This window comes from Acidimicrobiia bacterium (genome assembly GCA_036396535.1).
Lineage (GTDB): Bacteria > Actinomycetota > Acidimicrobiia > Spongiisociales > UBA5794 > DASWKR01.
The window spans coordinates 47,474-70,882 of sequence record DASWKR010000048.1; the positions used below are offsets into that span (position 1 = coordinate 47,474).

The 23,409-nt window shown below is 67.8% G+C and carries 22 protein-coding genes; 9 read left to right on the forward strand and 13 right to left on the reverse strand.

Translation table 11 applies throughout. The features are described 5' to 3' along the window. Positions 1-5 precede the first annotated feature (5 nt). The 5 genes from VGC47_08480 to VGC47_08500 form a co-directional block, all read right to left on the reverse strand. Entirely contained in the window at positions 6-1,217 is a 1,212-nt protein-coding gene (locus tag VGC47_08480; GenBank protein ID HEX9855335.1) for an ABC transporter permease, read from the reverse strand. Continuing rightward, positions 1,214-2,101, reverse strand: a complete 888-nt coding sequence (locus VGC47_08485) for an ATP-binding cassette domain-containing protein (GenBank protein ID HEX9855336.1) — start codon at positions 2,099-2,101, stop codon at positions 1,214-1,216. The genes VGC47_08480 and VGC47_08485 overlap by 4 nt, the downstream gene beginning before the upstream one ends. A gap of 80 nt (positions 2,102-2,181) precedes the next feature. Further along, positions 2,182-3,456 (reverse strand): MFS transporter, encoded by a 1,275-nt coding sequence (locus VGC47_08490; protein HEX9855337.1) that lies wholly within the window; start codon positions 3,454-3,456, stop codon positions 2,182-2,184. Then, positions 3,453-3,908 (reverse strand): MarR family transcriptional regulator, encoded by a 456-nt coding sequence (locus tag VGC47_08495; GenBank protein ID HEX9855338.1) that lies wholly within the window; start codon positions 3,906-3,908, stop codon positions 3,453-3,455. Before VGC47_08495 ends, VGC47_08490 begins: the two co-directional genes overlap by 4 nt. A gap of 354 nt (positions 3,909-4,262) precedes the next feature. After that, on the reverse strand, positions 4,263-5,570 hold the full coding sequence (locus VGC47_08500; protein HEX9855339.1) for a S8 family serine peptidase: 1,308 nt from the start codon (positions 5,568-5,570) through the stop codon (positions 4,263-4,265). A gap of 61 nt (positions 5,571-5,631) precedes the next feature. Between VGC47_08500 and VGC47_08505 the strand changes: the two genes are divergently transcribed. The 3 genes from VGC47_08505 (at position 5,632) to VGC47_08515 (ending at position 9,458) form a co-directional block, all read left to right on the forward strand. Continuing rightward, positions 5,632-8,283, forward strand: a complete 2,652-nt coding sequence (locus VGC47_08505) for a CHAT domain-containing tetratricopeptide repeat protein (protein ID HEX9855340.1) — start codon at positions 5,632-5,634, stop codon at positions 8,281-8,283. A 126-nt stretch (positions 8,284-8,409) separates the two neighbouring features. Beyond that, positions 8,410-8,991 carry a sigma-70 family RNA polymerase sigma factor gene (locus VGC47_08510; GenBank protein ID HEX9855341.1) on the forward strand — a complete coding sequence of 194 codons (582 nt, stop codon included), beginning with the start codon at positions 8,410-8,412 and terminating at the stop codon, positions 8,989-8,991. Next, positions 8,988-9,458, forward strand: a complete 471-nt coding sequence (locus VGC47_08515; GenBank protein HEX9855342.1) for a hypothetical protein — start codon at positions 8,988-8,990, stop codon at positions 9,456-9,458. Before VGC47_08510 ends, VGC47_08515 begins: the two co-directional genes overlap by 4 nt. 18 nt (positions 9,459-9,476) lie before the next feature. Here VGC47_08515 and VGC47_08520 read toward each other — a convergent pair whose 3' ends face one another. Then, positions 9,477-10,130, reverse strand: coding sequence for a DsbA family protein (locus VGC47_08520; GenBank protein HEX9855343.1), 654 nt, complete (start codon positions 10,128-10,130; stop codon positions 9,477-9,479). Further along, positions 10,127-12,820 (reverse strand): pyruvate dehydrogenase (acetyl-transferring), homodimeric type, encoded by a 2,694-nt coding sequence (gene aceE, locus VGC47_08525; GenBank protein HEX9855344.1) that lies wholly within the window; start codon positions 12,818-12,820, stop codon positions 10,127-10,129. The genes VGC47_08520 and aceE overlap by 4 nt, the downstream gene beginning before the upstream one ends. Before the next feature lie 218 nt (positions 12,821-13,038). Here aceE and VGC47_08530 point away from each other — a divergent pair, with 218 nt between their 5' ends. Next, complete coding sequence (locus VGC47_08530; GenBank protein HEX9855345.1) at positions 13,039-13,731, forward strand: hypothetical protein; 693 nt, start codon at positions 13,039-13,041, stop codon at positions 13,729-13,731. A 159-nt stretch (positions 13,732-13,890) separates the two neighbouring features. Continuing rightward, complete coding sequence (locus VGC47_08535) at positions 13,891-15,300, forward strand: calcium-binding protein (protein ID HEX9855346.1); 1,410 nt, start codon at positions 13,891-13,893, stop codon at positions 15,298-15,300. An 11-nt stretch (positions 15,301-15,311) separates the two neighbouring features. Here the strand turns inward: VGC47_08535 and VGC47_08540 are convergent, their stop codons facing one another. Genes VGC47_08540 through VGC47_08555 form a run of 4 tightly spaced genes read right to left on the reverse strand, consistent with a single transcriptional unit; the run spans position 15,312 to position 18,274 of the window. Beyond that, positions 15,312-15,743, reverse strand: coding sequence for a GNAT family N-acetyltransferase (locus VGC47_08540; GenBank protein HEX9855347.1), 432 nt, complete (start codon positions 15,741-15,743; stop codon positions 15,312-15,314). Next, a complete protein-coding gene (gene ligD / locus VGC47_08545; protein HEX9855348.1) occupies positions 15,740-16,648 on the reverse strand; it encodes a non-homologous end-joining DNA ligase in 909 nt (302 codons plus the stop codon). The genes VGC47_08540 and ligD overlap by 4 nt, the downstream gene beginning before the upstream one ends. 4 nt (positions 16,649-16,652) lie before the next feature. Then, positions 16,653-17,120, reverse strand: coding sequence for a MauE/DoxX family redox-associated membrane protein (locus tag VGC47_08550; protein ID HEX9855349.1), 468 nt, complete (start codon positions 17,118-17,120; stop codon positions 16,653-16,655). Next, positions 17,117-18,274, reverse strand: coding sequence for an aminotransferase class I/II-fold pyridoxal phosphate-dependent enzyme (locus VGC47_08555; GenBank protein ID HEX9855350.1), 1,158 nt, complete (start codon positions 18,272-18,274; stop codon positions 17,117-17,119). Before VGC47_08555 ends, VGC47_08550 begins: the two co-directional genes overlap by 4 nt. Before the next feature lie 159 nt (positions 18,275-18,433). Between VGC47_08555 and VGC47_08560 the strand changes: the two genes are divergently transcribed. Further along, the gene (locus tag VGC47_08560) at positions 18,434-19,558 is read left to right on the forward strand and encodes a hypothetical protein (GenBank protein HEX9855351.1); all 1,125 of its coding nucleotides are present in this window, start codon (positions 18,434-18,436) and stop codon (positions 19,556-19,558) included. A 4-nt stretch (positions 19,559-19,562) separates the two neighbouring features. Here VGC47_08560 and VGC47_08565 read toward each other — a convergent pair whose 3' ends face one another. Both VGC47_08565 and VGC47_08570 read right to left on the reverse strand, forming a co-directional pair. Continuing rightward, positions 19,563-20,102 carry a CDP-alcohol phosphatidyltransferase family protein gene (locus VGC47_08565; GenBank protein ID HEX9855352.1) on the reverse strand — a complete coding sequence of 180 codons (540 nt, stop codon included), beginning with the start codon at positions 20,100-20,102 and terminating at the stop codon, positions 19,563-19,565. A 335-nt stretch (positions 20,103-20,437) separates the two neighbouring features. Next, positions 20,438-20,596, reverse strand: coding sequence for a hypothetical protein (locus VGC47_08570; protein ID HEX9855353.1), 159 nt, complete (start codon positions 20,594-20,596; stop codon positions 20,438-20,440). Between the two features lie 73 nt (positions 20,597-20,669). Between VGC47_08570 and VGC47_08575 the strand changes: the two genes are divergently transcribed. Genes VGC47_08575 through VGC47_08585 form a run of 3 tightly spaced genes read left to right on the forward strand, consistent with a single transcriptional unit; the run spans position 20,670 to position 23,331 of the window. Next, entirely contained in the window at positions 20,670-21,227 is a 558-nt protein-coding gene (locus VGC47_08575) for a CGNR zinc finger domain-containing protein (protein ID HEX9855354.1), read from the forward strand. Between the two features lie 37 nt (positions 21,228-21,264). Further along, entirely contained in the window at positions 21,265-22,695 is a 1,431-nt protein-coding gene (locus VGC47_08580) for an NAD(P)/FAD-dependent oxidoreductase (protein HEX9855355.1), read from the forward strand. Positions 22,696-22,737: 42 nt separating this feature from the next. Beyond that, complete coding sequence (locus VGC47_08585) at positions 22,738-23,331, forward strand: hypothetical protein (GenBank protein ID HEX9855356.1); 594 nt, start codon at positions 22,738-22,740, stop codon at positions 23,329-23,331. Positions 23,332-23,409: the final 78 nt, after the last annotated feature.

Here is a 23,409-nt window from a genome sequence, read left to right on the forward strand (position 1 = left end):
CGCCCTCACAGCTCGGCGGAGCGCCACGCCTCCCTCAGCTTCACCCGTGCCCCGATGCGCAGGATGGCGCCCGAGTACACCCTGCCCGCCAGCCGGACGAGGGCGTACGCGGCAGCCATGGTCAGGGCCGCCGATGCTGCTATCTCCCATAGCGGGATCGCATCGAACGCCGTCCTGATCGGGACGACGTAGGGCGCGGTCGGAGGCAGGAACGTGAACAGCGTCGCCGCGCCGCCGTCCGGGTTCTCGAGCACCTGGAAACTGACGAAGAACCCGACGACGGAGATGATCGTCATCGGTGCCGCCGCCGTCTGGGCGTCTTCCATGCGCGACACCAGAGCCCCGGCAGCCCCGAACGCCACGCTGTAGAGACCGAAGCCGAGCACGAACCACAGCAACAGGGACACGACGGATCCGATCGGCAGGGTCGGCAGGTCGACGCTACCTGCGAATCGCACCGCCGCCAGCCCGGCACCGACGGTCACCACCAGCTGGGCCAGTCCGAGCAGCCCGATCCCGATGATCTTGCCGGACAGGAGCTGGTACGGCCGAAGGGCCGCCAGCAGCAGCTCGACGACTCGATTCGACTTCTCCTCGGTCACCCCGGTGAGCGTCCAGGAGCCGTACGTCAGTATCGCCATGTACATGAGGATGAGCCCGGCGTATGCGATGAACGCCCGCGTCGGATCGTCGGTGCTCTCGCCTGTGAGGGTGTCGACCGCCAAGGGATCGGAAGCCAGGATCGCAGCGATCTCCGACGCGTCGGCGTTATCTGCCGTCAGTGCCCTGAGTCGCTCCGACCCAGCCGCCTGCTGCATCAGCTCCTCGAGGGCCGAGTTGCCGAAGACGTTCGAGGACTTGGCGATGAGTCGCTGCCCATCGACCACGATCAGCTCCACTTCGCCCTCTCGCAGGCCGGCTTCAGCAGATGTCGTGTCGGCGTAGGTGGTGGTGGCGATCCGCACGGTCTCGTCCTCACCAGCCCTAGCCGCCGCGAGGAGTTGGGCCGATTGGAGGAGTGAGGCGTTCCCCTCTCCGACCAGGCCGAGCTCGAAAGTCGTCGAGCCGTCGTCGAGACGCGAGACGATCGCCGGCACCACGATGAGGCCGACGAGCAGAACCGTCGTGAAGATGGCGCTGATGAGGTAGGCCTTCGATCGGCCCCGCTGCACGAACTCGCGCTGCGCCACGAGCCAGACACGTCTCCACGTGCTCACGAGACCGCCTCCCTGAACAGGTCGGACAGGCTGGGGGTGGTGAAGACGAAGTGCCGCAGCTCGCCTGCGCGGCGCGCCCTCTCCAGGAGAGCATCGAGGTCCGTGTCGGCACCGACGAGGAGAGTGTGGCGATGGCCGTCGAAGCTCGCGGAGACGACGCCGTCGATCGAGTCGATCAGCGCCGCGTCCCCGTTCGCCAGCTCGATCTCGAGCCGCCGAATCGGCGCAGCGGCCTTCAGCTCACGGACGCCTCCGGCGAGCACGACGCGGCCGCGGTGGATGACGACCACGTCCTCGCACAGGTCCTCGACGACGTCGAGTTGGTGGCTGGAGAACACCACGGCAACGCCGTCCTCGGCTCGGGCGCGCAGCACGCTCGCCATCGTCTCGGCGCCCATCGGGTCGAGGCCTGCGAACGGCTCGTCGAGAACCAGGAGGTCGGGGTGGTGGACCAACGCCGCCGCCAGCTGGACACGCTGCTGGTTGCCGTGCGAGAGCTGCTCGATGGGGTCTCCGAGCCGATCTTCCAGGCCGAGCTCGGTGAGCAGATCCCTAGCGGCGCGCTGCGCTGCTCTTGCGTCGAGGCCGTGGAGGCGGCCTATGTACACGAGGTGGTCGAGGGCTTTCATCCTCGGATAGAGCCCTCGCTCCTCGGGCATGTATCCGAACGCGAGCCGCTCGGATGGTGTGACGGGCCTCCCCTTCCACTCCACCGATCCCGCATCGAGCGTGATCAGCCCGAAGATGGCTCGCATCGTCGTCGTCTTTCCCGCCCCGTTCGGGCCGAGGAAACCGAGCATGCGACCAGGGGTGACGTCGAACGAGCAGTCGTCCAGCGCCTGGATGTCGCCGTAGCGCTTCGACAGGCCTCTCATCTCGAGCATGGCGCCGGATGCTACGCCTTGTCGCTCCGCAGACCCATCCCGAGCCGGCTCTGTGGGGTCGGGTGGCCGGGGAGTGCGAGTCAGCCCCGGGCGACCGCCGGAACCTCGCTCGCCGTGTCGGCCCGGTGTGCCTCCGTCGGGGACATGCGGAGGATCTTGCGCAAGGCCCATACCGCAGCTACTCCCGTCGCCACAGCTCCGATCCCGACTCCGGCGCGCGCCCCGATGTGCTCGGCTGCCGCGCCCACGACCGGACCGCCGATGGGCGTGCTTCCCAGGAAAACCACGGTCGTGAGAGCCAACGCCCTGCCGCGCATCGATGGATCGGCTTCGAGCTGGATGAGGGCGTTCGACCCTGAGACGAGGAGCACCGACGTCAGGCCGATAGGGATGACGGCGGCCAGAGCCACCCAGATGTTCGGCGCCAGGGTGAGCACGGCCATGAATCCCGCCATCCACAGCGCCGACCTGGCGAGGAACGGCGCATCCACCGAGCTGCGGTGCGCCATGACGAGTCCGCCGGCGACGGCACCGACGCTGAGCGACGAATAGAGCAGCGTGAACGTGCCGGCTCCTCCTCCGAACGTCCGGTCCGCAAGCAACGGGAGGGTGACCTGGAACTCGAATGCCAGTGTCCCGACGACCGCGAGCAGCACCAGCGTGTACCGCAACACACCGGTGTCCCATACATATCGCAGTCCGGCTCGCAGCTGCCCGGCCGCCCTCGGCACCCGTGGAGGGGTCCGCAGCGCGGTCCGGTCCATCGCCAAGAGGGCGCCGAGCACGGCGAAGTAGGTGAGGACGTTGCCTGCGAAGCACCAGGCCACGCCGACGGTCGTGATCAGCACGCCTGCGAGCGCCGGTCCGAGGACGCGCGAACCCGTCATCAGCGTGCTGTTGAGGCCGACTGCGTTAGGGACGTTCTCCTCGCTGACCATCTCGACGACGAAGGCACGGCGGGTCGGGTTGTCGATGGCCGTGACGAGGCCGAAGGCGGTCGACAGGGCATAGATGAGCGGCATGTTGATGACGTCGGAGAACGTGAGGATCGTGAAGGCCACCGCCACCATCGTGTACAGCGACTGCGTCACCAACAGGATCCGGTGGCGATCGAGGCGGTCCGAGAGGACGCCTCCCCACGCGCCGAGCACGAGTACCGGGAGGAACTGGGCGGCAGTTGCGAGCCCGAGGGCGACTCCGTCGTCTGTGAGCCGGAGGACGACCCAGATGATCGCGATCGACTGCATCCACGTTCCCGCCTGGCTGATGAGCTGCCCAACGAAGAACAGCCTGAAGTTCCTCGTGTGGAGCGAGCGGAACGTCGTCGCGGCTGCTTCGAGGAATCGTCGCCTCACCGGGGTTCCTCCGGCCTGGCGAGCACCTCGAGCACGTCGGTCGCCGCCAGCAGGCGCTCCAGCTCGTCCGGCGCCAGCTCGGCGAGGCGGACTGCCAGCCATGCGGCCCGCCTGCTGCGCGACTCCTCGAGGCGCCGCCTGCCCTCCCGTGAGCACGAGACGAGGGTGACCCGACCGTCGAGCGGATCGACACTCCGATCGACGAGGCCGTCCTCCTCGAGCTTGCCCAGGATCTTCGTCACCGTTGGGGGAGCGACCTGCTCGATGGCGGCCACCTCGGACAGACTGATCGGCCCGTGCATCTCGATCGTGGCCAGGGCCGACTGCTGCGAAAGGGTCAGACCGGTCCCCGACTGCTGGCGCAGCTGTCGATGGAGGCGCGCGATGGCGAGCCGCAACCTGGATGCGAGCCCTGCGGTGACCACGCTTTCGATCGTCGAGCCGTCCGTCACGACGGCCAATTTACTTCACCTGGTGAAGTAAATTGGCGTCGGGACGACTGACAACTTGCCTCGCGGCGATCGATGGAGGCCTTCGCCCGGCTCGACCACATGACGTGCGAGATGGGAGGAGCTTTCGCTCCTCCCGGTCGCACTCCCCCCATGCGGTCGAGGTTCCCCCAGCCCCCGAGCGACTCGACCACGAGGAGGTGCCTCAGTCGTCACCGCGCCGCCGGCGCCCCGTGGCAACCGGTGGGGTGGGTGTCGCCTGACAACCTCCCGGAGCGTCGGGAAGCCCTGGCCCGATTCACGCTCCGGTGATGAGAGGCCGCGCCCCGGCGCGTGATACGAGGTTCTGAGGGACCGTCAGCCGGAGAACACCACGAAGGGCCGGTCGGAGCGAATCCTGGCCCACGCCTCCTTCGGGGACACACCGTTGTCGGCGGCGTAGCGGGCGATCTCGGCAGCCACGAACGGCGCTGCGAACGACGTGCCGCTCCACCTCGCCATGCCGTCCGGAAACGGCACGGTTCCGGCAGGCCGACCGGCCGGATCGTGGTAGAGGAAGCGGAGGTCCCTGGGGTAATGGCTCACGACGTCGACCCCGGGTGCCCAGGCCGTCACCCACCGCCCGTAGTTGGAGAAGTCGGCGGGCCGCGAGTGGATTCCGGGCCCGAGCGGAGACACGTCCTCGAGCGCTCCAACCGAGACGACACAATCGGCGTAGCGCCGGTCGGCGGCGTACGCAGCCGGATAGAAGCGCTGCCGGGCACCGTCGTTGCCCGCCGCGGCGACGATCAGGGTGTCGGTCTGCGACCATCGCTGCACGGCTTCGTCCAGGAAGACGAGGTCGGCGCCGAACTGCTCGTCCTTGTACGACCCGAGAGATAGGTTCAGCACGAGGATCCCGTGCTTCCCGATCACCTCGTCGACCTGCGTCACGACGCTCAGCTCGGTGAGCCCGTCGGCGCCGAAGGCGTTCTCGACGAAGACGGGCAGGGTGGCGACTCTCCCGCGAACGACGCCGGCGATGAATCCGCCATGGGCGCCGCCGTACCAGTCGACGACACCATCCGCCGGGGCAGTGTCGAGCGGGTCCTCATCGCCGCCACTCTGCTCCGGCTCGAGTCCTGGGGCCTCAGGCTTCTTCCATATCCCGGTGTCGACGACTGCGACGCCGACTCCCTCGGATCGAGTCTTCGGGCCCGGCTCCCATCGGTCTGCCGTCGGGACGGGATCGCCTCCTGGGCCGATCCGCGGCTTGGGTGTCAACGTCAACACGTGGTGGGGCCCGACACGCAGGTCCTTCGGAAGCCCCGCCTTGCGCTTCCTGGAGAGCCGCTTCAGCTCGCGGGCAACGGTGAGGGCGTCTCCGTTGACGAGAAAGATCACCGCCTCGGACCGCCCCGTGTCGCGCTCGTCCTGCTCCCCACCCCCGAGGCGGGGCAGAACCTCGGCGACCGCTCGAGCTTGCTCACGAGGAACGACGAGCTCGTGGCGCCGGTAGAAGACGGGGAGGGGTCCCGCATGCTCCTCTCCCGGCGTGAAGGTCGGGCAGGAGGCAACGCCGTCGATGCCTGCCATGTACCTGACGCGCGGTGGGACGTAGGCCGTCGGCGTCGCAGCCAGCCGCTCGGCCTCCTCGATCGAAAGCTCGTCCTCGTGCGCTGACACGATCCCCTCCCTTGGCGCTGGGCGTCCTTGAGTCAAGTTACCGCATGCGATGATGCGTGGCGTGGGCGCCGAACGCGATCTGTTGTCGCAGGCTGAGGACCTGGTCGTCCTGGCGGCGTCCGATCCGGCCGCCGCCATCCGCCTCGCCGAGGACGTCCACGCTCGGGCCCAGGAGGCGGGACACGATGCGGCCCGGGCTGTCGCCCTGCGTGCACGCGGTCTCGGCCAGGCCGCTCTCTACGACCTCGGGGCGGCGGTCGAGTCGCTCGATTCGGCCCGTCTGATCGCCGGCAACGTCGACGACGCAACCGTGACGGGCCAGATCGAGATGACATACGCCGCCGTGCTGGCGTGGGCGGGCCGCCATCGTGAGGCTTCCGATGCGATCGACAGGGCGCTGGCCGCTCTCGACGGTGCTCTCGAAGCGCGGGCACTCGTGCAGCGCGGGACGATGCGATACCGCGCCGGCGACCTGCACGGCAGCCTCGCCGACCTCGAAACCGCCCGACCGGCCCTCGAGGGGTCGGATGACGTCGACTGGCTGGCGAGGCTGCACAACAACCGCGGTCTCGTCCTCGGTTTCATGGGTGACATCGCAGGCGCCGAGCGAGATCTGCTGCAAGCTCTCGACTACGTGCGGGTCGTCGGTCAGGAGAACGCCACGGCCGAGACGCTGCAGAACCTCGGCTGGGTGACGGCGGTGCGAGGAGATATCCCTGCGGCCCTCGGGTACTTCGACGAGGCCGAGGAGCTGTTCCGCCGCCTGGACTACCCGCTCGCAGAGCTGCTCGGCGACAGGTGCGATGCATTGATCACGGCTCACCTGGTCGACGACGCCGTCGGATTGGCGACCGCAGCCGTCTCCGAGCTGCGCAGTGCCGACCATCCTGCGGCGCTTGCCGAAGCGCTGCTGAGGCTGGCTATGGCAGGCGAGCTCGCCGGCAAGCACCCCGAGGCACGGGAGGCGGCCCGCGAGGCCGGAGCCCTACTGCGCGCACAGGGTCGCGAGACTTGGGCGGCGTTCGCCGACTTCCTGGAGCTCCAAGCCGTCCTCGGGCTCGAGGACGTCGACCGGCCGACGGCGTCTGCCGTCGACCGGCCGACGGCAGACGGCATCGCCTTGATCGCCGCCGAACTGCACGGCGCGGGTTTCGAGCGGCAGTCGCTGCACGCCCGTCTGCTGGCCGGCAAGGTGGCGATCGCAGCCGGCCAGCTCGACCAGGGAAGGGAGCACCTCGAGCTGGCGGCCCGTGCCAGGGAGAGCGGGCCCGCCGATCTGCGGATCCAGGCGTGGCTGGCCGAAGCCGTCCTGAGGCAGGCGGAGGGAGACGGCCGTGGCGTCGATCGTGCAGCGCGCGCCGGGCTTTCCGTCGTCGACGCCTACCAGGCGATGCTGGGAGCCTCGGACGCCCGAGCAGCGGTCGCGGGTCACGCAGCCGAGCTCGCATCGATGGGGTTGCGACAAGCCGCGTCGGCACGGGACGCGAGGCGCCTGTTCACGTGGATGGAGCGGACGAGGGCCGGCTCGCTGCGCTTCGCTCCTGCCCGTCCTCCAGACGACCGAGCTCTGGCGTCCGAGCTTGCGGCGCTCCGTGACGTCGAGGCTCGGCTGCGCGACGCCGAGACCCACCCCGACGAGATTCGAGAGCTGCAGAGGCGCAGGCAAGCGGCTCAGGAGGGCATCAGGAGACGGAGCCTCCGCACGACGGGTGCCCTCTCCGAGATCCCGTCGGCACCGCGCGCCGGCGACGTCCTCGATCAGCTCGGCGACAGGTGCCTCGTCGAGGTGAGCCGCATAGGTGGACGGCTCGAAGCGGTCGTCCTCCACCGCGGCACGGTGCGGCGCCGCCGGCTGGGCGACGCCGCCGCGACATCGGGTGAGCTGGACAGCCTGCGCTTCGCGGTGCGCCGCATCATGTCGGGCACCGGCAGCGATGCCTCGATCGAGGCCGCCGGGCGGTTGGCAGAGGCGGCCGCCGCCGAGCTCGATGCGATGCTGGTGGCACCTCTGAGACTCGACACGGGCGAGCTCGTGATCGTACCGCCCGCCGAGCTGCACGCCGTGCCGTGGGGCGTGCTCGGCGGCCTGCGGGACATGGCGGTTTCCGTCGCCCCGTCGGCGGCGCTGTGGATGACCCGCGGAGACCGGGAAACAGATGGCCCGGTGGTGCTCGCAGCGGGGCCCCGGCTGGCGGAGTCGGACGCAGAGGTGGTGAGGCTGGGCACCGTGTACGCCCGAGCCGTGTCGCTGTCGTCGCGCCAGGCGACCGTGGAGGCGGTCCTCTCCGCCATGGAGGGTGCTGCGCTCGCCCACGTAGCCTCACACGGCCGGTTCAGGGCAGACAACCCCCTCTTCTCGTCGCTCGAGCTGGCAGACGGGGCGCTCACCGTGTACGACATCGAGCGCCTCCGTCGGGTCCCGCGTACGATGGTCCTCTCGGCGTGCGATGCCGGTCTGCCGGCGGCGCGCCCCGGCAACGAGATCATGGGGCTCGTTGCCGCATTGCTCGCCGCGGGCACGAGGACGGTCCTCGCCTCGACGGGCCTCGTACCGGACACGGTGAGCACCCTCGATCTCATGACCGACTTCCACTCGAGGCTCGTGGCAGGGGAGCGGCCGGCGGGCGCCTTGGCGGCCGCCCAGTCGAGGTTCGAGCCTCTCAGTCCCGAGGGCCTTGCCGCCTGCTCCTTCGTCTGCTTCGGGAGAAGCTGAGGAGATGCGCGTATCAGCCTCGGTCTCGTCTGCTCTCGTGGTGGTGCAGATGCAGTCGAGAGGCAGGTCCTGCGCGACATGAGAGCGGCGATTGCGGTGGAAAGCTCGAAACTAGGGTTCTCGACGATGACCACGGAACGCAGCGTCGCCGAGCTGCTCGGAGCGGCAGGGGATGGCGACCAGGGAGCCTGGAACGCCCTCGTCGACCGGTACGGGCGTCTCGTGTGGTCCGTGATCAGAGGGTTCCGGCTCGACGCGGCCTCAGCGGCTGATGTCAGCCAGACCGTGTGGTTGCGGCTCGTGGAGAACTGCCACAAGATCCGCGATCCGGAGCGGCTGCCGGCATGGCTGGCCACGACGGCGAAGAACGAGTCGATCAGGACGTTGCGACTGCACAAGCGGTCGGTCCCGACAGAGTTCGAGTTCGACATCGTCGATGATCGGTCGCCGGCCATCGACGAAGGTCTGCTCACGACGGAGAGAAACGCACAAGTGCTGGCGGCCTTCCGGAAACTGCCACCAGCCGACCAGCAGCTCCTCGAGCTGCTCACCGCCGACCCGGCGCTCGATTACGAGACGATCTCGTCGATTATCGGCCGCCCGATCGGCAGCATCGGGCCCACGAGGGCGCGGTGTCTCGAGCGGCTCAAGAAGCTCTTGCAGCTCGAAGAGCTCGGTGTCGACGACACCGAGGACGAACGGGGATGAATGAAGTGAGCAACCACGACCACACCACCGAAGATCGGCTGTTGGCCGAGCTCGCGGGGGCGCTCCACGACGTCGATCCGGTACCGGACGCCGTCATCGAGGCGGCCAAGGTGAGCTACACGTGGCGCACGGTGGACGCCGAGCTCGCCGAACTCGTCTACGACTCGGCAGCGGCCGACCTGGCCGGGGTCAGGGGCGGAGAGGGAACGCGCCAGGTGACGTTCCGGGCTCCGGGCATCGAGATAGAGGTCGCAGTCGTCGCAGAAGGAGCGCGCCGGATCATCGGTCAGCTCGTGCCGCCACAGAGGGCGTCGGTCGAGCTCCGCTTCCAGTCGGACTCCGTGACGACCGAGTCGGACGACCTCGGCAGGTTCACGTTCGACGAAGTGCCCATCGGGCCTATCAGCCTCCGCTGCACGCTCGGCGATGGCGAGAGCGTCGTCCAGACGGACTGGATGCTGCTCTGAGGGTCAGCGGTGCGGGCGTCATGCCGACTCGGCTTCCCTGGCGGTGATCCACGCCGACAGCGGCGGCTCGATCTGCTCGAAAGGCATGTAGCCCCTCGTCACGACCGCCATCTCCTCTCCGATCCTCAGCAGCAGTGTCGGGAAGCCACCGACGCCGAGACGGCGAGCAGAGGCGAAATCCGCCCACGCCCGTTGCCTCGCCTCGGCGGTCCCGATCTCGGCGACGAATGCCACAGGGTCCACGCCGAATCCATCCACGAGGTCGTGATACGCCGACAGGTCCGTGATGTCTGTCCCCTCGGCGTAGAACGCCCGCTGCAGCCTCGAGAAGAACGTCAGCGTCGATGCGGGCTCGTGCTCGCGCATCGTGGTGACTGCGATGGCGGGCAGCTCGGTGTCGTAGATCCAGGCTTCCCTCTGAAGTGAGGCCTCCGAGAACGGCTGCCCCGTCGTCGCCGCGATGCGTTGCCATTCGTGTGAGAGGAAGCCACGCAGCCGCTCGTCGAGAGGCTGGGCGGCGTCGCCCGGCCGAAGGCCGCCGACGATGGTCGCAACCGACGTCTCGTAGTGGGACTCGAGCTCGTCGAGGACGGGGGCGAAACCCCAGCACCAGGAGCACATGGGATCGCCGACGTAGATGAGCTCGAGATCGAGCCCGACCGGCAAGCTCATCGCTTCCACGGGGGGGACACGTCAGGCTCGATGCCATAGCGCTCGATCGCATGCTGGACGACGGAGGCGCCAACCAACCCGTCGCGGGCGAGCAGAGCGAGGACGCCGACCACGATGTGCCCGGTGTCGATCTCGAAGAAGCGGCGCAGCGCTTCTCTCGTGTCGCTTCGACCGAAGCCGTCCGTGCCGAGGGAGCCGAATGTGCGCGGCACCCAAGGCGCCACCTGGTCCGGGACCATTCGCATGTAGTCGGTGACCGCCAGAACCGGTCCCCCGACGTCTGCGAGCTTGCGGGTGACGTACGGCACCCGCGGCTGTGACGACGGGTGGAGCCTGTTCCAACGGTCTGCCTCGAGGGCGTCCTCCCTCAGCTTCTTGTACGACGTGGCGCTCCACAACTCGGCTGCGACGTCGTAATGCTCGGCGAGGTCGTCCCGTGCTTGCCGCGCCGCCGAGTGGGCCGAACCCGAGAACAGGATGGCCGCACGCTGCCCTGGACCGTCCGGCGCGGCGGCGAAGCGGTAGAGGCCGGCCATGATCCCGTCGTCGACACCCCCCGGCTTCGGCGGTTGCTTGTAGTTCTCGTTGTAGATCGTGATGTAGTAGAAGACATCCGTCCCCTCACCGTACATCTTGTGGAGCCCGCGCTCGATGACGGTTGCGAGCTCGTAGGCGAACGCCGGGTCGTATGCCTCGCAGACGGGGACCGTCGAGGCGAGAACGTGGCTGTGGCCGTCCTGGTGCTGCAGTCCCTCGCCGAGCAGCGTCGTGCGCCCCGCCGTCCCTCCGAGTAGGAACCCCCTGCTCCGGGCGTCGCCGGCCGCCCAGATGAGGTCGCCGACCCGCTGGAAGCCGAACATCGAGTAGAACGCGAAGAATGGCACCATCGGGACGCCGCGGGTGGCGTACGACGTCGCAGCCGCGATCCAGCTGGCGAGTGACCCCGCCTCGGTGATCCCCTCCTCGAGGATCTGCCCGTCCTTGCTCTCGGTGTACGACAGCAGCATGGCGTGGTCCACCGGTTCGTAGAGCTGCCCCTGCGACGCGTAGATCTTGAGCTCCTTGAACAGGGCATCCATGCCGAACGTCCTGCCCTCGTCCGGGATGATCGGCACGACCCGCTGCCCGATGTTCTTGTCGCGAGCCAAGCTGCGCAACAAGCGCGTGAACACCCCCGTGGTCGACACCTCGGTGTCGCCGGAACCCGCCTCGAACTCGGCGAATGGAGCATGGTCGGGGAGCGTCAGTGGTGCGCGGATGCCGAGCGTCCTGCTCGGCAGCGGACCGTTGAGGGCCTTGCGCCTCTCGAACAGGTACTGCGTCTCGGGTGAGTCGATCGGCGGGCGGTAGTACGGGGGCTCGTCGTCACCCTCGAGGGCTTCCGCCGGGATCTCGTCGTGCAGCTCGAGGCGATCCCGCAGTTCGAGCAACTGCTCGTTCGTGAGCTTCTTGACCTGGTGCGTCGTCATCCCGCCTTGGATCCCTTGGCCGAGCTGCCAACCCTTGATCGTCTTGGCGAGGATCACGGTTGGGGCGCCCTTGAGCTCGGACGCCGCCTTGTAGGCGCTGTACACCTTCTGGTAGTCGAGGCCGCCCCTGCGAAGGGCCCACACATCGTCGTCGGTCATGTGCTCGACGAGCTTGCCGAGCCGAGGGTCGGGTCCGAAGAAGTGCTCGCGGACGAACGCCCCGTTCTCTGCCTTGTATCGCTGGTACTCGCCGTCGACCGTCGTGTTCATCTTGTTGACGAGCACCCCGTCGACGTCGCGGGCCAGCAGCGGATCCCAATTCGTCCCCCAGATCACCTTGATCACGTTCCAGCCGGCCCCCCGGAACATCGCCTCGAGCTCTTGGATGATCTTCCCGTTGCCTCGCACCGGGCCGTCGAGGCGCTGCAGGTTGCAGTTGACGACCCACGTGAGGTTGTCGAGCTTCTCCCGCCCTGCGAGTGATATCGACCCGAGCGTCTCCGGTTCGTCGCACTCCCCGTCGCCCACGAAGCACCAGACCCGCGAGTCCGTGGTGTCGTCGACGCCGCGACTGTTGAGGTATCGCAGGAAGCGAGCGTGATAGATCGAGTTGATCGGCCCGAGCCCCATCGAGACGGTCGGGTACTCCCAGAACTCGGGCATCAGCCGGGGATGCGGGTAGCTCGACAGGCCTCCGCCGTCGATCTCGCGCCTGAACCCGTCGAGCTGCCCCTCGTCGATGCGGTGCTCGAGGAACGCCCGGGCGTAGACGCCGGGCGCCGCATGACCCTGGATGTACACGTGGTCACCGGGTTCGCCGTCTGCCTTGCCCCTGAAGAAGTGGTTGAAACCGACCTCGTAGAGCACCGCGGACGACGCGAACGTCGAGAGGTGTCCGCCGATGCCCTCGGCGGCGTGGTTGGCCTTGATGACCATGACTGCCGCGTTCCATCGGATCATCGTCCGGATCCTCGACTCGAGGTACTCGTCGCCGGGGAACCACGCGTCTTTCTCCGCCGGGATCGTGTTGACGTAAGGCGTGCTCACGGATGCGGGGACGCCGACATTCTGTTCCCTGGCATATTGAATGAGCCGCGCCATGAGGAACTGCGCCCTTGCTGCGCCGTCCTGGCCGATGACGTCGTCGAGCGCCTCGAGCCACTCCTCGGTCTCATCGGGGCGGATGTCGGGAAGATGGTGCGCGAAGCCGTCGATGATCACTGGAGGCGCCTCCCGAAGCGGTTGCCGTCCCAGTCGATCCTACCGGGACACGGAAACGTCGCCCACGGCGCGGCGGCGACGACGCCACTGGAGCTACTGACCGATTTCGGGCTAGCCACAGTGGGTGGTCGTCTGATACACTTTCCGTAGTCCCCCGCACCGCCGTTTCGGCGCGCGCGTCGACAGACGGTGGCCACCAGCCACGGAGGACGAACATCGTGAAGCGACTCGCAGTACTGATCTCCGGCTTCGTGCTTGCAGGAACCGTCGCAGGCGCCGCAGGAGCCGCCGAGGGAGATCCCGACGACCTCATCACCGGCGGCAACGGAACGACCGTCGTGTGGACATACGATGCCGAGGAGGGAACGCTCGTCATCGCAGTCGCCGGGCCAGACGGAGAGCTTCCCGAGTGCTCCACCGACGAGGACGATCCTGATGTCGGCGGTCTCGGCCCGGCGTCGTTCGACGACGACGAGCTTCCCGACGGATGCTTCGTGATCGACATCGAAGCCGAGGGCGCCAACCACGGAGCATTCGTCTCCGCGGTGGCGACCGGCCTGCATCCTTCGTTGCTACCGGATGGCGTCAAGAAGGGCGAGATCATGCGCGAGATCGCCAAGTCGAGCCTCGGCAAGGGCGACACCGTCGGCGAAGACGACGAGCTGGGCGACGACGAGCCGGGAGACGAGGAGCCTTCCGACGACGAGGCGAAAGCGGAGCGCAAGGCGGCTCGGGACGAGTTGAAGGCGGAGCGCAAGGCGGCTCGGGACGAGTTGAAGGCGGAGCGCAAGGCGGCTCGGGACGAGTTGAAGGCGGAGCGCAAGGCGGCTCGGGACGAGTTGAAGGCGCACCATGGCAGGGGTTCGGGACGAGGCGGAAGCGCACCGGGAGCCGCCGGAGGACGGCGCTGAGGGCAGCTTCCCGGCCCAATCGACCTTTAGGAGCTCTTCACCCGATCCAAATGGCGTCTCAAGGTCCGTCGCGGTAGCGTCGCATCGCTCTCCGGGAACCACTCGGAGTAGCGACGCACACCTCGAGTGTGACCGTTCCCCCCAGATGAAGAGCCATACATGATCATCCGTACCCTCGTGGTCCGGGCGGCGACAGCGTTTCTCGTCATGCTCGGCCTCCTCGCCGCTCCCGGTCCTGCGGTGGCGGCAGCCCAGAAGTGCCCGACGTTCGGCGAGCGCGATACGACCGGCAACCTCACGAACTCGAGCATCATCGAGGCGTCCGGGCTCGTCGCTTCCCGCACCCATGACAACGTGTACTGGACGCACAACGACAGCGGTGGCACGAACCGCATCTATGCCATCAACCAGAAGGGCAAGAACCTGGGCTCCTTCCGGTTCGGCAACGTGAGCGTCTCGGATCTCGAGGACATCGCCATCGGCCCGGGGCCCGGCAAGAGGGACCACATCTACGTCGCCGACATCGGAGACAACGGTCGCAAGCGCCCGTACGTGCGCATCTACCGTTTCCCCGAGCCGAAGATCAGGGACTCGCACGGCGACGTTCAGCTTCCGGACTCCGCCGTCGACGTCTTCTACTACAGGTACGAGAACCCGTCGGGCGGAACGTGGTCGCGCGACGCAGAGGGCCTGGCGGTCGATCCCCAGACGGGCGACGTCGTCGTGATGGAGAAGGAGCTCGGCACCTACCAGGGTATCGACAGGGCGAGCTGGGTGTACCGCATCAAGAAGAAGGAGCTCGTCGACGGCCGGACGACCACCGCCAAGGCGATGGTGGCTGTGCGTGCCCGATTCGAGCGCACGACCGTCGGGCCGGTCACAGCACTCGACATCTCATCGAACGGACGCCTCATCATGGCGAAGAACGGATATGAGGTGTTCTCGTGGATCCGCGCCACGGGCGACAGTGTCTTCCAGACGCTCGCGGCGCGGCCGGTGACCGGATGCGTCTGGGAGGGCGTCGGCAGCGAGGCCCTCGCCATCAAGCGCGGGATGGGCGCCTTCCTGTCCGTCCCCGAGGGAAGGCATGCTCCGGTGAGCCGCATCGACTTGAAGGTTCCGGGCGGTGGCGGAGGCGGAGGTGGCAACGGCAGCGGCAAAGGCGAGTGCAACTACCTCGATGCGACGATCGTGGGGACGAGCGGCAACGACGTGATCGTCGGAACCTCCGGGCGTGACATCATCGACGCCAAGGGCGGCAACGACGTGATCACAGGGCTCGGCGGGCGCGACGTGATTTGCGGCGGCAAGGGCGATGACGTGATTCGCGGAAACTCCGGTAGCGACATGCTGCGCGGCGGCCCAGGGCGTGACAAGATCATCGGTGGTGGCGGATACGACAACCTCGTCGGTGGAAGGCACGACGACGTGCTCAAGGGCAGGAACGACAACGACCGTCTCTGGGGCAACCGTGGGGACGACACCCTGCGAGGTGGAGCGGGCACCGACTGGCTGTACGGGGGAAGCGGCAACGACGATTGCTCGGGGGGCGAGAAGTCAGGCTGCTGAGCCGGCGACGATCAGTCGAGCCGCATGCGGACCTCGACCTGACCGGTCTCGTCGTGGACGTGCTCGCCCACGACCCTGAACCCGTACTCCTCGTAGAAGCGGCGTCCCGCCATGTTGGCCTCGAACACGTCGAGCTCGAGGTGCGGACGGGCGGCCCTGGCTCGGTCCATCAGTGAGCGGCCTATGCCGCGCCGCTGGAATGCAGGATGGACGAAGATGGCTCCCACCTCGTTTCCGAGCAGCGACAGGAAGCCGACGAGGCGCCCATCCACGTCGCAGACCATCGTCTCCGCGATGACGATCCACTCCTCCTCGATCCGCCGTCGCTCCGCAGCGAGGAATTCGCTCGAAAGGAAGGGGTGGGCGACGAGGGATGCCTCGTACCACACCTCGAGGAGGTCGCCGAGGTCGTCGGCGACGTACGGGCGGATCGTGCCGGTCACGACCTGAACCTGTCGAATCCCTCATCGACAGTGATGTCCAACTCGGCGAGGCGCGCCGGAATGGCGGCGATCGCCCCATCGAGCGACACGGCGTGCAGCCCGAGGATCGAGTCGACGCCGAGGCGCGCTTCGACGGTTCCGAGGTTCCATGCATCGGGGGCCACTTCGTCGAGCTCGTCCCAGGCGATGGGCACGGCAACGGTGGCGTCGGGCCTCGGCCGTAGCGACCACGGGGCGACCCCCGTTTGCCCGTACCTGTTGCGGAGCCAGTCGACGAAAGCGCGCCCCCGGCGTTTCTCGATGGAGAACTCGGTCGTGAGCACATCCGGCTCGAGGGTGGCGGCGATGGACGCGACCGCCCTGGCGAATGCCCCGACATCCTCGACGCCGAGGCTGGGCTCGATCGAGCTCACGACGTGGTAACCCTTCGATCCGGTCGCCATCGGCGCCGACGGGATGTGGAGCGATTCGAGGATGTCGCGCACCACCGTGGCGCCCTTCCTGGCAGATGCGGTGTCCCCAGTCTCGGGGTCGATGTCGAGGATCAATCGATCCGGGGTGTCGAGGTGCGGGACCTTGCTCGTCCACGCGTGGAACGTGACGGTCCCCTGGTTGGCCAGATATGCGATCCCTTCCTCGGTCGACACGGTTGGATAGATCGTCGTTCCGTCCTGTTTGGGCATCTCGACTCGGCCGATGAAGTCTGGGAAGTGCTTCGATGCGTTCTTCTGCATGAAGCCCTTCTCGGCCACGCCGTTCGGGAAACGTTGCAGCGTGAGCGGTCTGGCGTCGACGTGCGGCAGCATGGCGCCCCCGACCCGCTCGTAGTGCGCCACCAGGTCGCGCTTCGTGTACCCCGCCTCCGGGAAGATCAGCTTGTCCGGGTTGCCGACCTCGATGCCCATCCGTTCAGCCGTGCGCTCGTCGAGCGCCGGCGAACCGTGTGACGGCGATCGCTGCGACCACGCCCGCCACTCCGAGCCCGGCGAACGGGTAGCCGGGGGACCCGAACACGCCTACGACCGCGCCGAGGGCGAGCAGCGCCGCGTTCCTTCCGAAGTATGCGCCGTCCACCCGGTGCGGCTTCCTCGTGCAGCCGCAATCCTCGATCTGACGCCCGGCGGCGACCGCGATGGCGAGTGCGGCGGTGACGACACCCAGGTACGCCACGGCGAGTGCTCCGCCGAGGCGCGGACTCAGCACGAGGAGAGGCACCAGCGCCGCTTCGGTTCCCGTGACGACTGGAGCCAGGTCGTCACGGATCCCCGCCGTCGACAGGGCGCCCCGGATGCGCCACGGCTCGAGCACGTGGCGGGCAGCCGTCGTCGCGAACACGAACGCGAGGCCGAGCGCCAGCAGGAAGGCCGCGCTCGTCACGGCGCCTCGAGCCGTGCGGAGCCGAGGCGGTCGAGCGCCTGCTCCAGTGTCGCCTCGTCCTTGCAGAAGGCGAACCGGACGAGATCGGCTCCGTCCCGCTTGTGGTGGAAGAAGGCGGACGGCGGGATGGCGGCAACGCCGGCGTGCTCGATGAGGTGCTTCACGAAGGCGACGTCGTCGGAAAAGCCGAAGCGGGTGTGGTCGGCGAGCATGAAGTACGTCCCTTGTGGCAAGTGGACGTCGAACCCCAATCCGGCCAGGCCCTTCGCCAGCAGGTCGCGGCGCGATCGATATGCGGACTCGAGCTCGACGAAGTACTCGGCGGGCGCATGGAGAGCGGCCACGGCGCCGTGCTGCAGAGGGGTAGCCGTCGCGAACGTGAGGAACTGGTGAGCAGCTCGCACCCCGGCGGTGAGGTGCGACGGCGCCACTGCCCACCCGACCTTCCAACCGGTGAGCGAGAACGTCTTGCCGAGCGACGAGAGGGTTACGGTCCGCTCCCACATGCCGTCCAGGGTCGCGATGGACACGTGGGGGCCGTCGAAGACCATGTGCTCGTAGACCTCGTCTGCGATGGCGATGACGTCGTACTCGTGGCACAGGTCGGCGACCAGGGAGAGCTCGTCCCTGGAGAAGACCCTTCCAGACGGATTGTGGGGTGTGTTCACCACGACGGCCTTCGTCCGCGGCCCGAAGGCGGCCCGCAGGTCTGCCTCCTCGAGGCGGTAATCCGGAGGGCGCAGCGTCACGTAGCGAGGCGTCGCACCGGCGAGCGCGGCGTCGACGGGATAGGCGTCGTAGGTCGGCTCGATCAGGACGACCTCGTCGTCCTGTTCAACGAGACCGAGAAAGCAGGCGGCCAGCGCCTCGGTGCAGCCGGATGTCACGGTGACGTGGGCGAGCGGATCGACCGGGATCGCCCGGTCGGACGTGAACCGGGCGGCGATGGCGTCGACCAGCTCGATGATGCCGGAGCTGCGGGCGTACTGGCCGTGCCCCTCTCCGATCGCCTCGGCGGCTGCCCGCTTGACGAACTCCGGGCCGTCGAAGTTCGGGTAACCCTGGCCGAGGTTGATGGCGGCATGTCGCGTTGCCAGCGCAGTGATCTCGGCGAAGATCGTCTCCCCGAACGGCGCCAACCTGGACGTGACCATGACGGTCAAGCGTAGGTGACCGTCGACACAGTGGCGTCCCGTGGGAACCTCGAGCGTATGGTCTACCGTTTCATGGCACAGACGAGCGACCTGTGGGAGTGACAGTTGCCTCTAGGTGGTTTCAGGACACGACGCGCACGTGCCGATACAGACAGCGTGTTGGGCTTGCGGCTCCTCCAGGGTTTCGTCTTCGTTCTCGTCGTGATCAGCGGGACGGGCTGGTCGATCGCCAACGCGGTCCCGCTGCGGCCTTCCTCGTGGCACGGGCCCGGTGTGCCCGCATCGTTCGTTCCGAGCCAGACAACGGTCCGGGCGGCCGTCCCCAGCCTCATCGGCTATCTGATCCCCCGGAACCCTGCTGCGATCCCGCAGCATCGCCCCCCGACCGTCGAACAGATGGTCGACGCCTGGCACGGCTACGAACCCCCTCCGCCGGTACCGGCGATCGAGGCTGCCGTCAGCTACGACGAGCCCAAGCGGCCGATCGCGGACGTTCTCGTCCTGCCGAGACCTCCGGTTGCGATGGTCGTCCTCGGCGGCCTCGAGCTGCATGACGACCCGCTCTCTCCGTACCGCTTCGACATCGACGAGGAAGCACGAGTGGTCGCCGTCACGGTCGAAGGGGACTCAGGGGTCGCCTTCGAGATCGACTACCGAGACGGTCCGAACGACGCTCATCGCACAGGCATCGCCCCCGTCTTCGACGGGCTTCGGTTCGAGAGCCAGCTCGAGAAGCATCGAGGCGAGCGAACCTATCCGCTCGTCACCCCGACGCTCGACGCCGGCAGGGTGACCGAGACCTTCATCACCAACGAGGACGGCCGGGTGTTCGTTCGGTACGTCACCGGGCCGTACACCAACCTGGTTTCAGGCGACGCCGACGACGGGAACACGTACCTCGATGCGGTCCTCACGATCGAGGATGGTGTGGTGGCCATGGAGCTCGACGGTCTCTACTACATCCGGCCTTCTGCGCACGGCACGAGCTACTCCGTGCGAGGCCGCAACGGCGCCGAGGGAGCAGTCGTGGACGAAGACACCGCTCCGTTCACCAGGTACATCGCAGATCCGAAGCGCATCGACGTCGAGGACGGCGCCTTCGGCTACTACAGGATCAGGACGGACGCGGCGTGGCTCCAGGTGCAATGGCCCGGATACGGCTCGGCATTCGAGTTCGACTTCGACCACACGTACAAGGACAAGCAGCAGCTCTCGGTGCTGACGAGGATCGTGTTCGCGCCGGTCGTCGACGACAAGGGGAGCGCCGACCCCGAGGACGCCTGAGCGGTCAGCGCCGCGGTCGCCGCGGTGAGAGCAGTCCGGCGAAGAAGGTGGGGAGCACCCATTCGACCAGGTGCCGTGCGTCGACGATCGCGATGGAGCCGATGACGCCGACGAGTCCCCAGAACCCGGCGGTGGCGTCGCGCAACGCCACCGCCAGGAATGGCCCGTACGCCACGGCCTGCAGCGCCATGGCGCCGGCCGGATTGCCGGCGTAGAGGAACCAGATGGTCGCCGCGCCGCCGGCGGCGGCGAATGCCGGGCCCGGGACGTATCCGGCTGCGATGAGCCCGGTGAGCAGGCCGGCGCCGACCGCCGCGTCGAAGTGGAGATCCCATCTGCCGAGTCGGGTCGCTGTCGCCGACCGGCGGGCGACTCTCCCATCACTCACGTCGGTCAGCCAGGCGAGGCCCAGCAGGGCGGCGCCACTCATCGGATGCCGCGAGCCGACGGCGATGACGAGAGCGACGGCGATCAGGCCGCGCAACGCCGTCAGCGCGTCGGCGGCGACGGCCGTCGCATCGCGCGGCTTCACCGGTGGATCCATGACGCGAGTCTGCCGCACGTACCGGTGCACGTGCGGCAGATTCGGGGAGGGCCCGGTCAGCGCTTGCGCCGCTTGCGTCCCTCGGCGGCTTCTCGCCTCATCTCCGCGATGCGATCGTTGGCGAGAGCCCTGAGCATCTCGTAGTTGTGCATGTCAATCCTCCATCGGTGCGGTCGGGGTGCAGGCGGCACCGCGCCCTGTGATCCAAGTGCCGCGATGACCGCATGAGCAGATGTATCCGATCTCGATGCCCCGCGACGTGTTTCGAAGCTCCTCGATGGACGAGAGGCTCAGCAGGACCGGTGAATCGTGGTAGGGGCACCTGATCGCGAACATCAGTTGACCCCGTTACGAGATGCCACCAGCTTCGCCCGCAACTCGAGGAGGTGGGATTGCAGCAGCGCTCTCTCGTCGAAGCTGCCGCCGGCGATCCGCAGATCCTCGTATCGCCTCCGAGCGTCGAGTAGCTCGTTGAACAGGTGCTCGAAGCTCATTTGACCCTCCCGGTGTAGTAGGCTATTGTCTTTACGACTCTTACAAGATACAATGATTCCGGTAAGGAGTCAAGTGGATTTCTCTCATTACAGCAACGAACCGGTGGCCATGGCGGTCGACCTCGTCAACACGTTCGACGCCTTCTCCGGGGTCGAGCACCTGGTCACGACCGCCGACCTCGAGACTTTCGTCGCCGGGTACGAGCAGGAGTGGGGTCCGTTCGATTGGAGGATCCGCGAGGCCGACCTTCACGAGGTTCGTGCCTTGCGCTCCCGGTTGCGGGATGTGTTCACGGCGGACACTGCCGAGGCTGCCGTCGACACCGTCAACCAGATCCTCAGCTACTCGGAGGCGGTGCCGAGGGTGAGCCTGCACAGCGACGACCCTCATCTCCACTTCGAGCCGTCGGGCGCAGACATCGCCACATGGCTGGGGACCGTGACGGCGATGGGCCTGGCGGTCACCATCGTCGACGGTGGCATGGAGCGCCTCGGTGTTTGTGACGCGGGTCGCTGTGACGACGTCTACGTCGACGTCTCTCGCAATCGCTCGCGCCGCCACTGCTCGGACACCTGCACGACCCGCGAGAACGTGGCGGCCCACCGCCGACGCCAGAAGCTGGAAACCTGACCCCGACTGCGTCTCGCCGACCCGCGAGACTGGCGTTGTGGAGTACGACGCGGTCATAGTGGGCGCAGGGCCGAATGGGCTGACCGCAGCCGTCGAGCTCGCCAGACACGGTTTGCGGGTTCATGTCATCGAGGGTGCCGACACCATCGGTGGGGGAGCCCGCACCAAGGAGTTGACGCTTCCTGGGTTCCGGCACGACGTGTGCTCGGCGATCCATCCACTCGGGAGACTGTCGCCGAGCTTCCGCCGGTACCCGCTCGCAGACCACGGCTTGGAGTGGATCTCGCCGGAGGCAGCCGCGGCGCACCCGTTCGACGACGGGTCGGCCGTCATGCTCCTGCCGTCGGTTGCCGAAACGGCAGCGGGGCTGGGAGAGGACGGCGTCGCCTACCGGCGCGTCATGGAGCCGGGGGTGTCCAGGCTCGACCGCATCAACGAACAGTTCCTCGGGCCGATGCTGCGCTGGCCGGGCGATCCGAGGCCCCTGGCGCGGTTCGCAGCCATGTCACTCCTTCCTGCCACCTGGTTCGTGAGGCGATTCGAGACGACGGAGGCGCGAGGTCTGCTGGGCGGACTCGCCGCCCACACGACGGTCGACCTGGCCGGCCCCGGGACGACCGGCGTCGCATTGGCGCTCGGCCTCGCCGGGCACGCAGACAACTGGCCCGTCGCCAAGGGCGGATCGCAGGCGATCGTCGACGCCCTCGCCGGTTATCTGTTGTCGCTCGGGGGCTCGATCGAGACGGGGCACTGGGTCGCCTCGCTCTCGGACCTCCCCTCGGCGGCCGCCACCCTCCTCGACGTCACGCCTCGAGCGCTCCTGGCGCTTGCGGGCCGCCCGATCGGCGGTCTGTACGGCTGGCGGGCGAGACGCTGGCGGCGAGGACCGGGCGTGTTCAAGATCGACCTGGCGCTCAGTGAGTCGATTCCCTGGAAGTGCTCCCGAGTGGCGTCGGCCGCGACGGTTCACCTCGGGGGCACGTTCGAGGAAATCGCGGCTTCTGAGAGGGCGATGTGGCGCGGTGATCACTCGGATCGCCCCTACGTGCTGCTCGCCCAACAGAGCCTCTTCGACGAGACGAGGGCGCCCGGAGGCAGCCACACCGCGTGGGCGTACTGTCATGTGCCGAACGGCTCGACCCTCGATCGGGTCGAGGCGATCGAGTCGCAGATCGAGCGCTTTGCGCCCGGGTTTCGCGACACCATCCTCGCCAGGCACACCATGGGCCCCGCCGACTTCGAGGCCTACAACCCCAACAACGAAGGCGGCGAGATCATCGGTGGCGCCTGGACCCTCGACCAGGTGATCGCCCGCCCGATGCCGGGACCCGATCCGTACAAGACGCCACTCGATGGCGTGTACCTGTGCAGTGCCTCGACGGCCCCGGGGGCAGGCGTCCACGGGATGTCCGGATACCACGCCGCCAGGTCGGCGCTGCGGCGTTCGTTCGGCATGGATCCGACGTGATCGAGGGTCCCCGGGACGAAGCGGCTCTGTAGATTTTGACTCGTGAACGGTCGTTGGCTGGCATGGGTTGTCGTGGCGGCGGCCGCCGTCGTCGGCGGCGCGATGTTGGCGGCCGGCGACGCCCCACCCGATCCCCTCGAGATCGTCGAGGAATGGGTGGCGGCGAGGAATCGAGGCGACATAGCCGCTGCAATGTCGATGATCGCCGACGACGGATACGTGCTCGGCACACCGATGTGGGTCGCGTCGCGGCGCGATGTGCTCGAGGAGACGTTTCGCGCGCAGGTGGCCGCAGGGTGGCAAATGGCCGACTTCGACTGTGCCGTCGATGACCTGGTCGTCACGTGCAGATACGTGCAGGACGACCGGATTCTGAGGTCGCTGGGTCTCTCATTGACTGGAACCCACACGTACATCGTTCGAGCCGGCAGAATCGGCAATGTCGACAGGATCCATGACGAGGCGTCACGCGATGCGGCGTATGGAGCTCTCGAAGCCCTTCGCACTTGGATCGCTGCGAACCACCCGAGCCTCGAGCCGGTCATCTGGGCAAGTCGCTCGGCCGTGACCTACACGACCATCGCGGGCGCCGAGGCGATGCTCGGCGTTCTCGACCAGTACCTGTCCGATCGGTGAGGCGTGCCCGGGACGATCGATCTCCGTTCCGGCGTCCGCCCATCGCACATGTGCGACGGCGGGACGCAAGAACCGGTC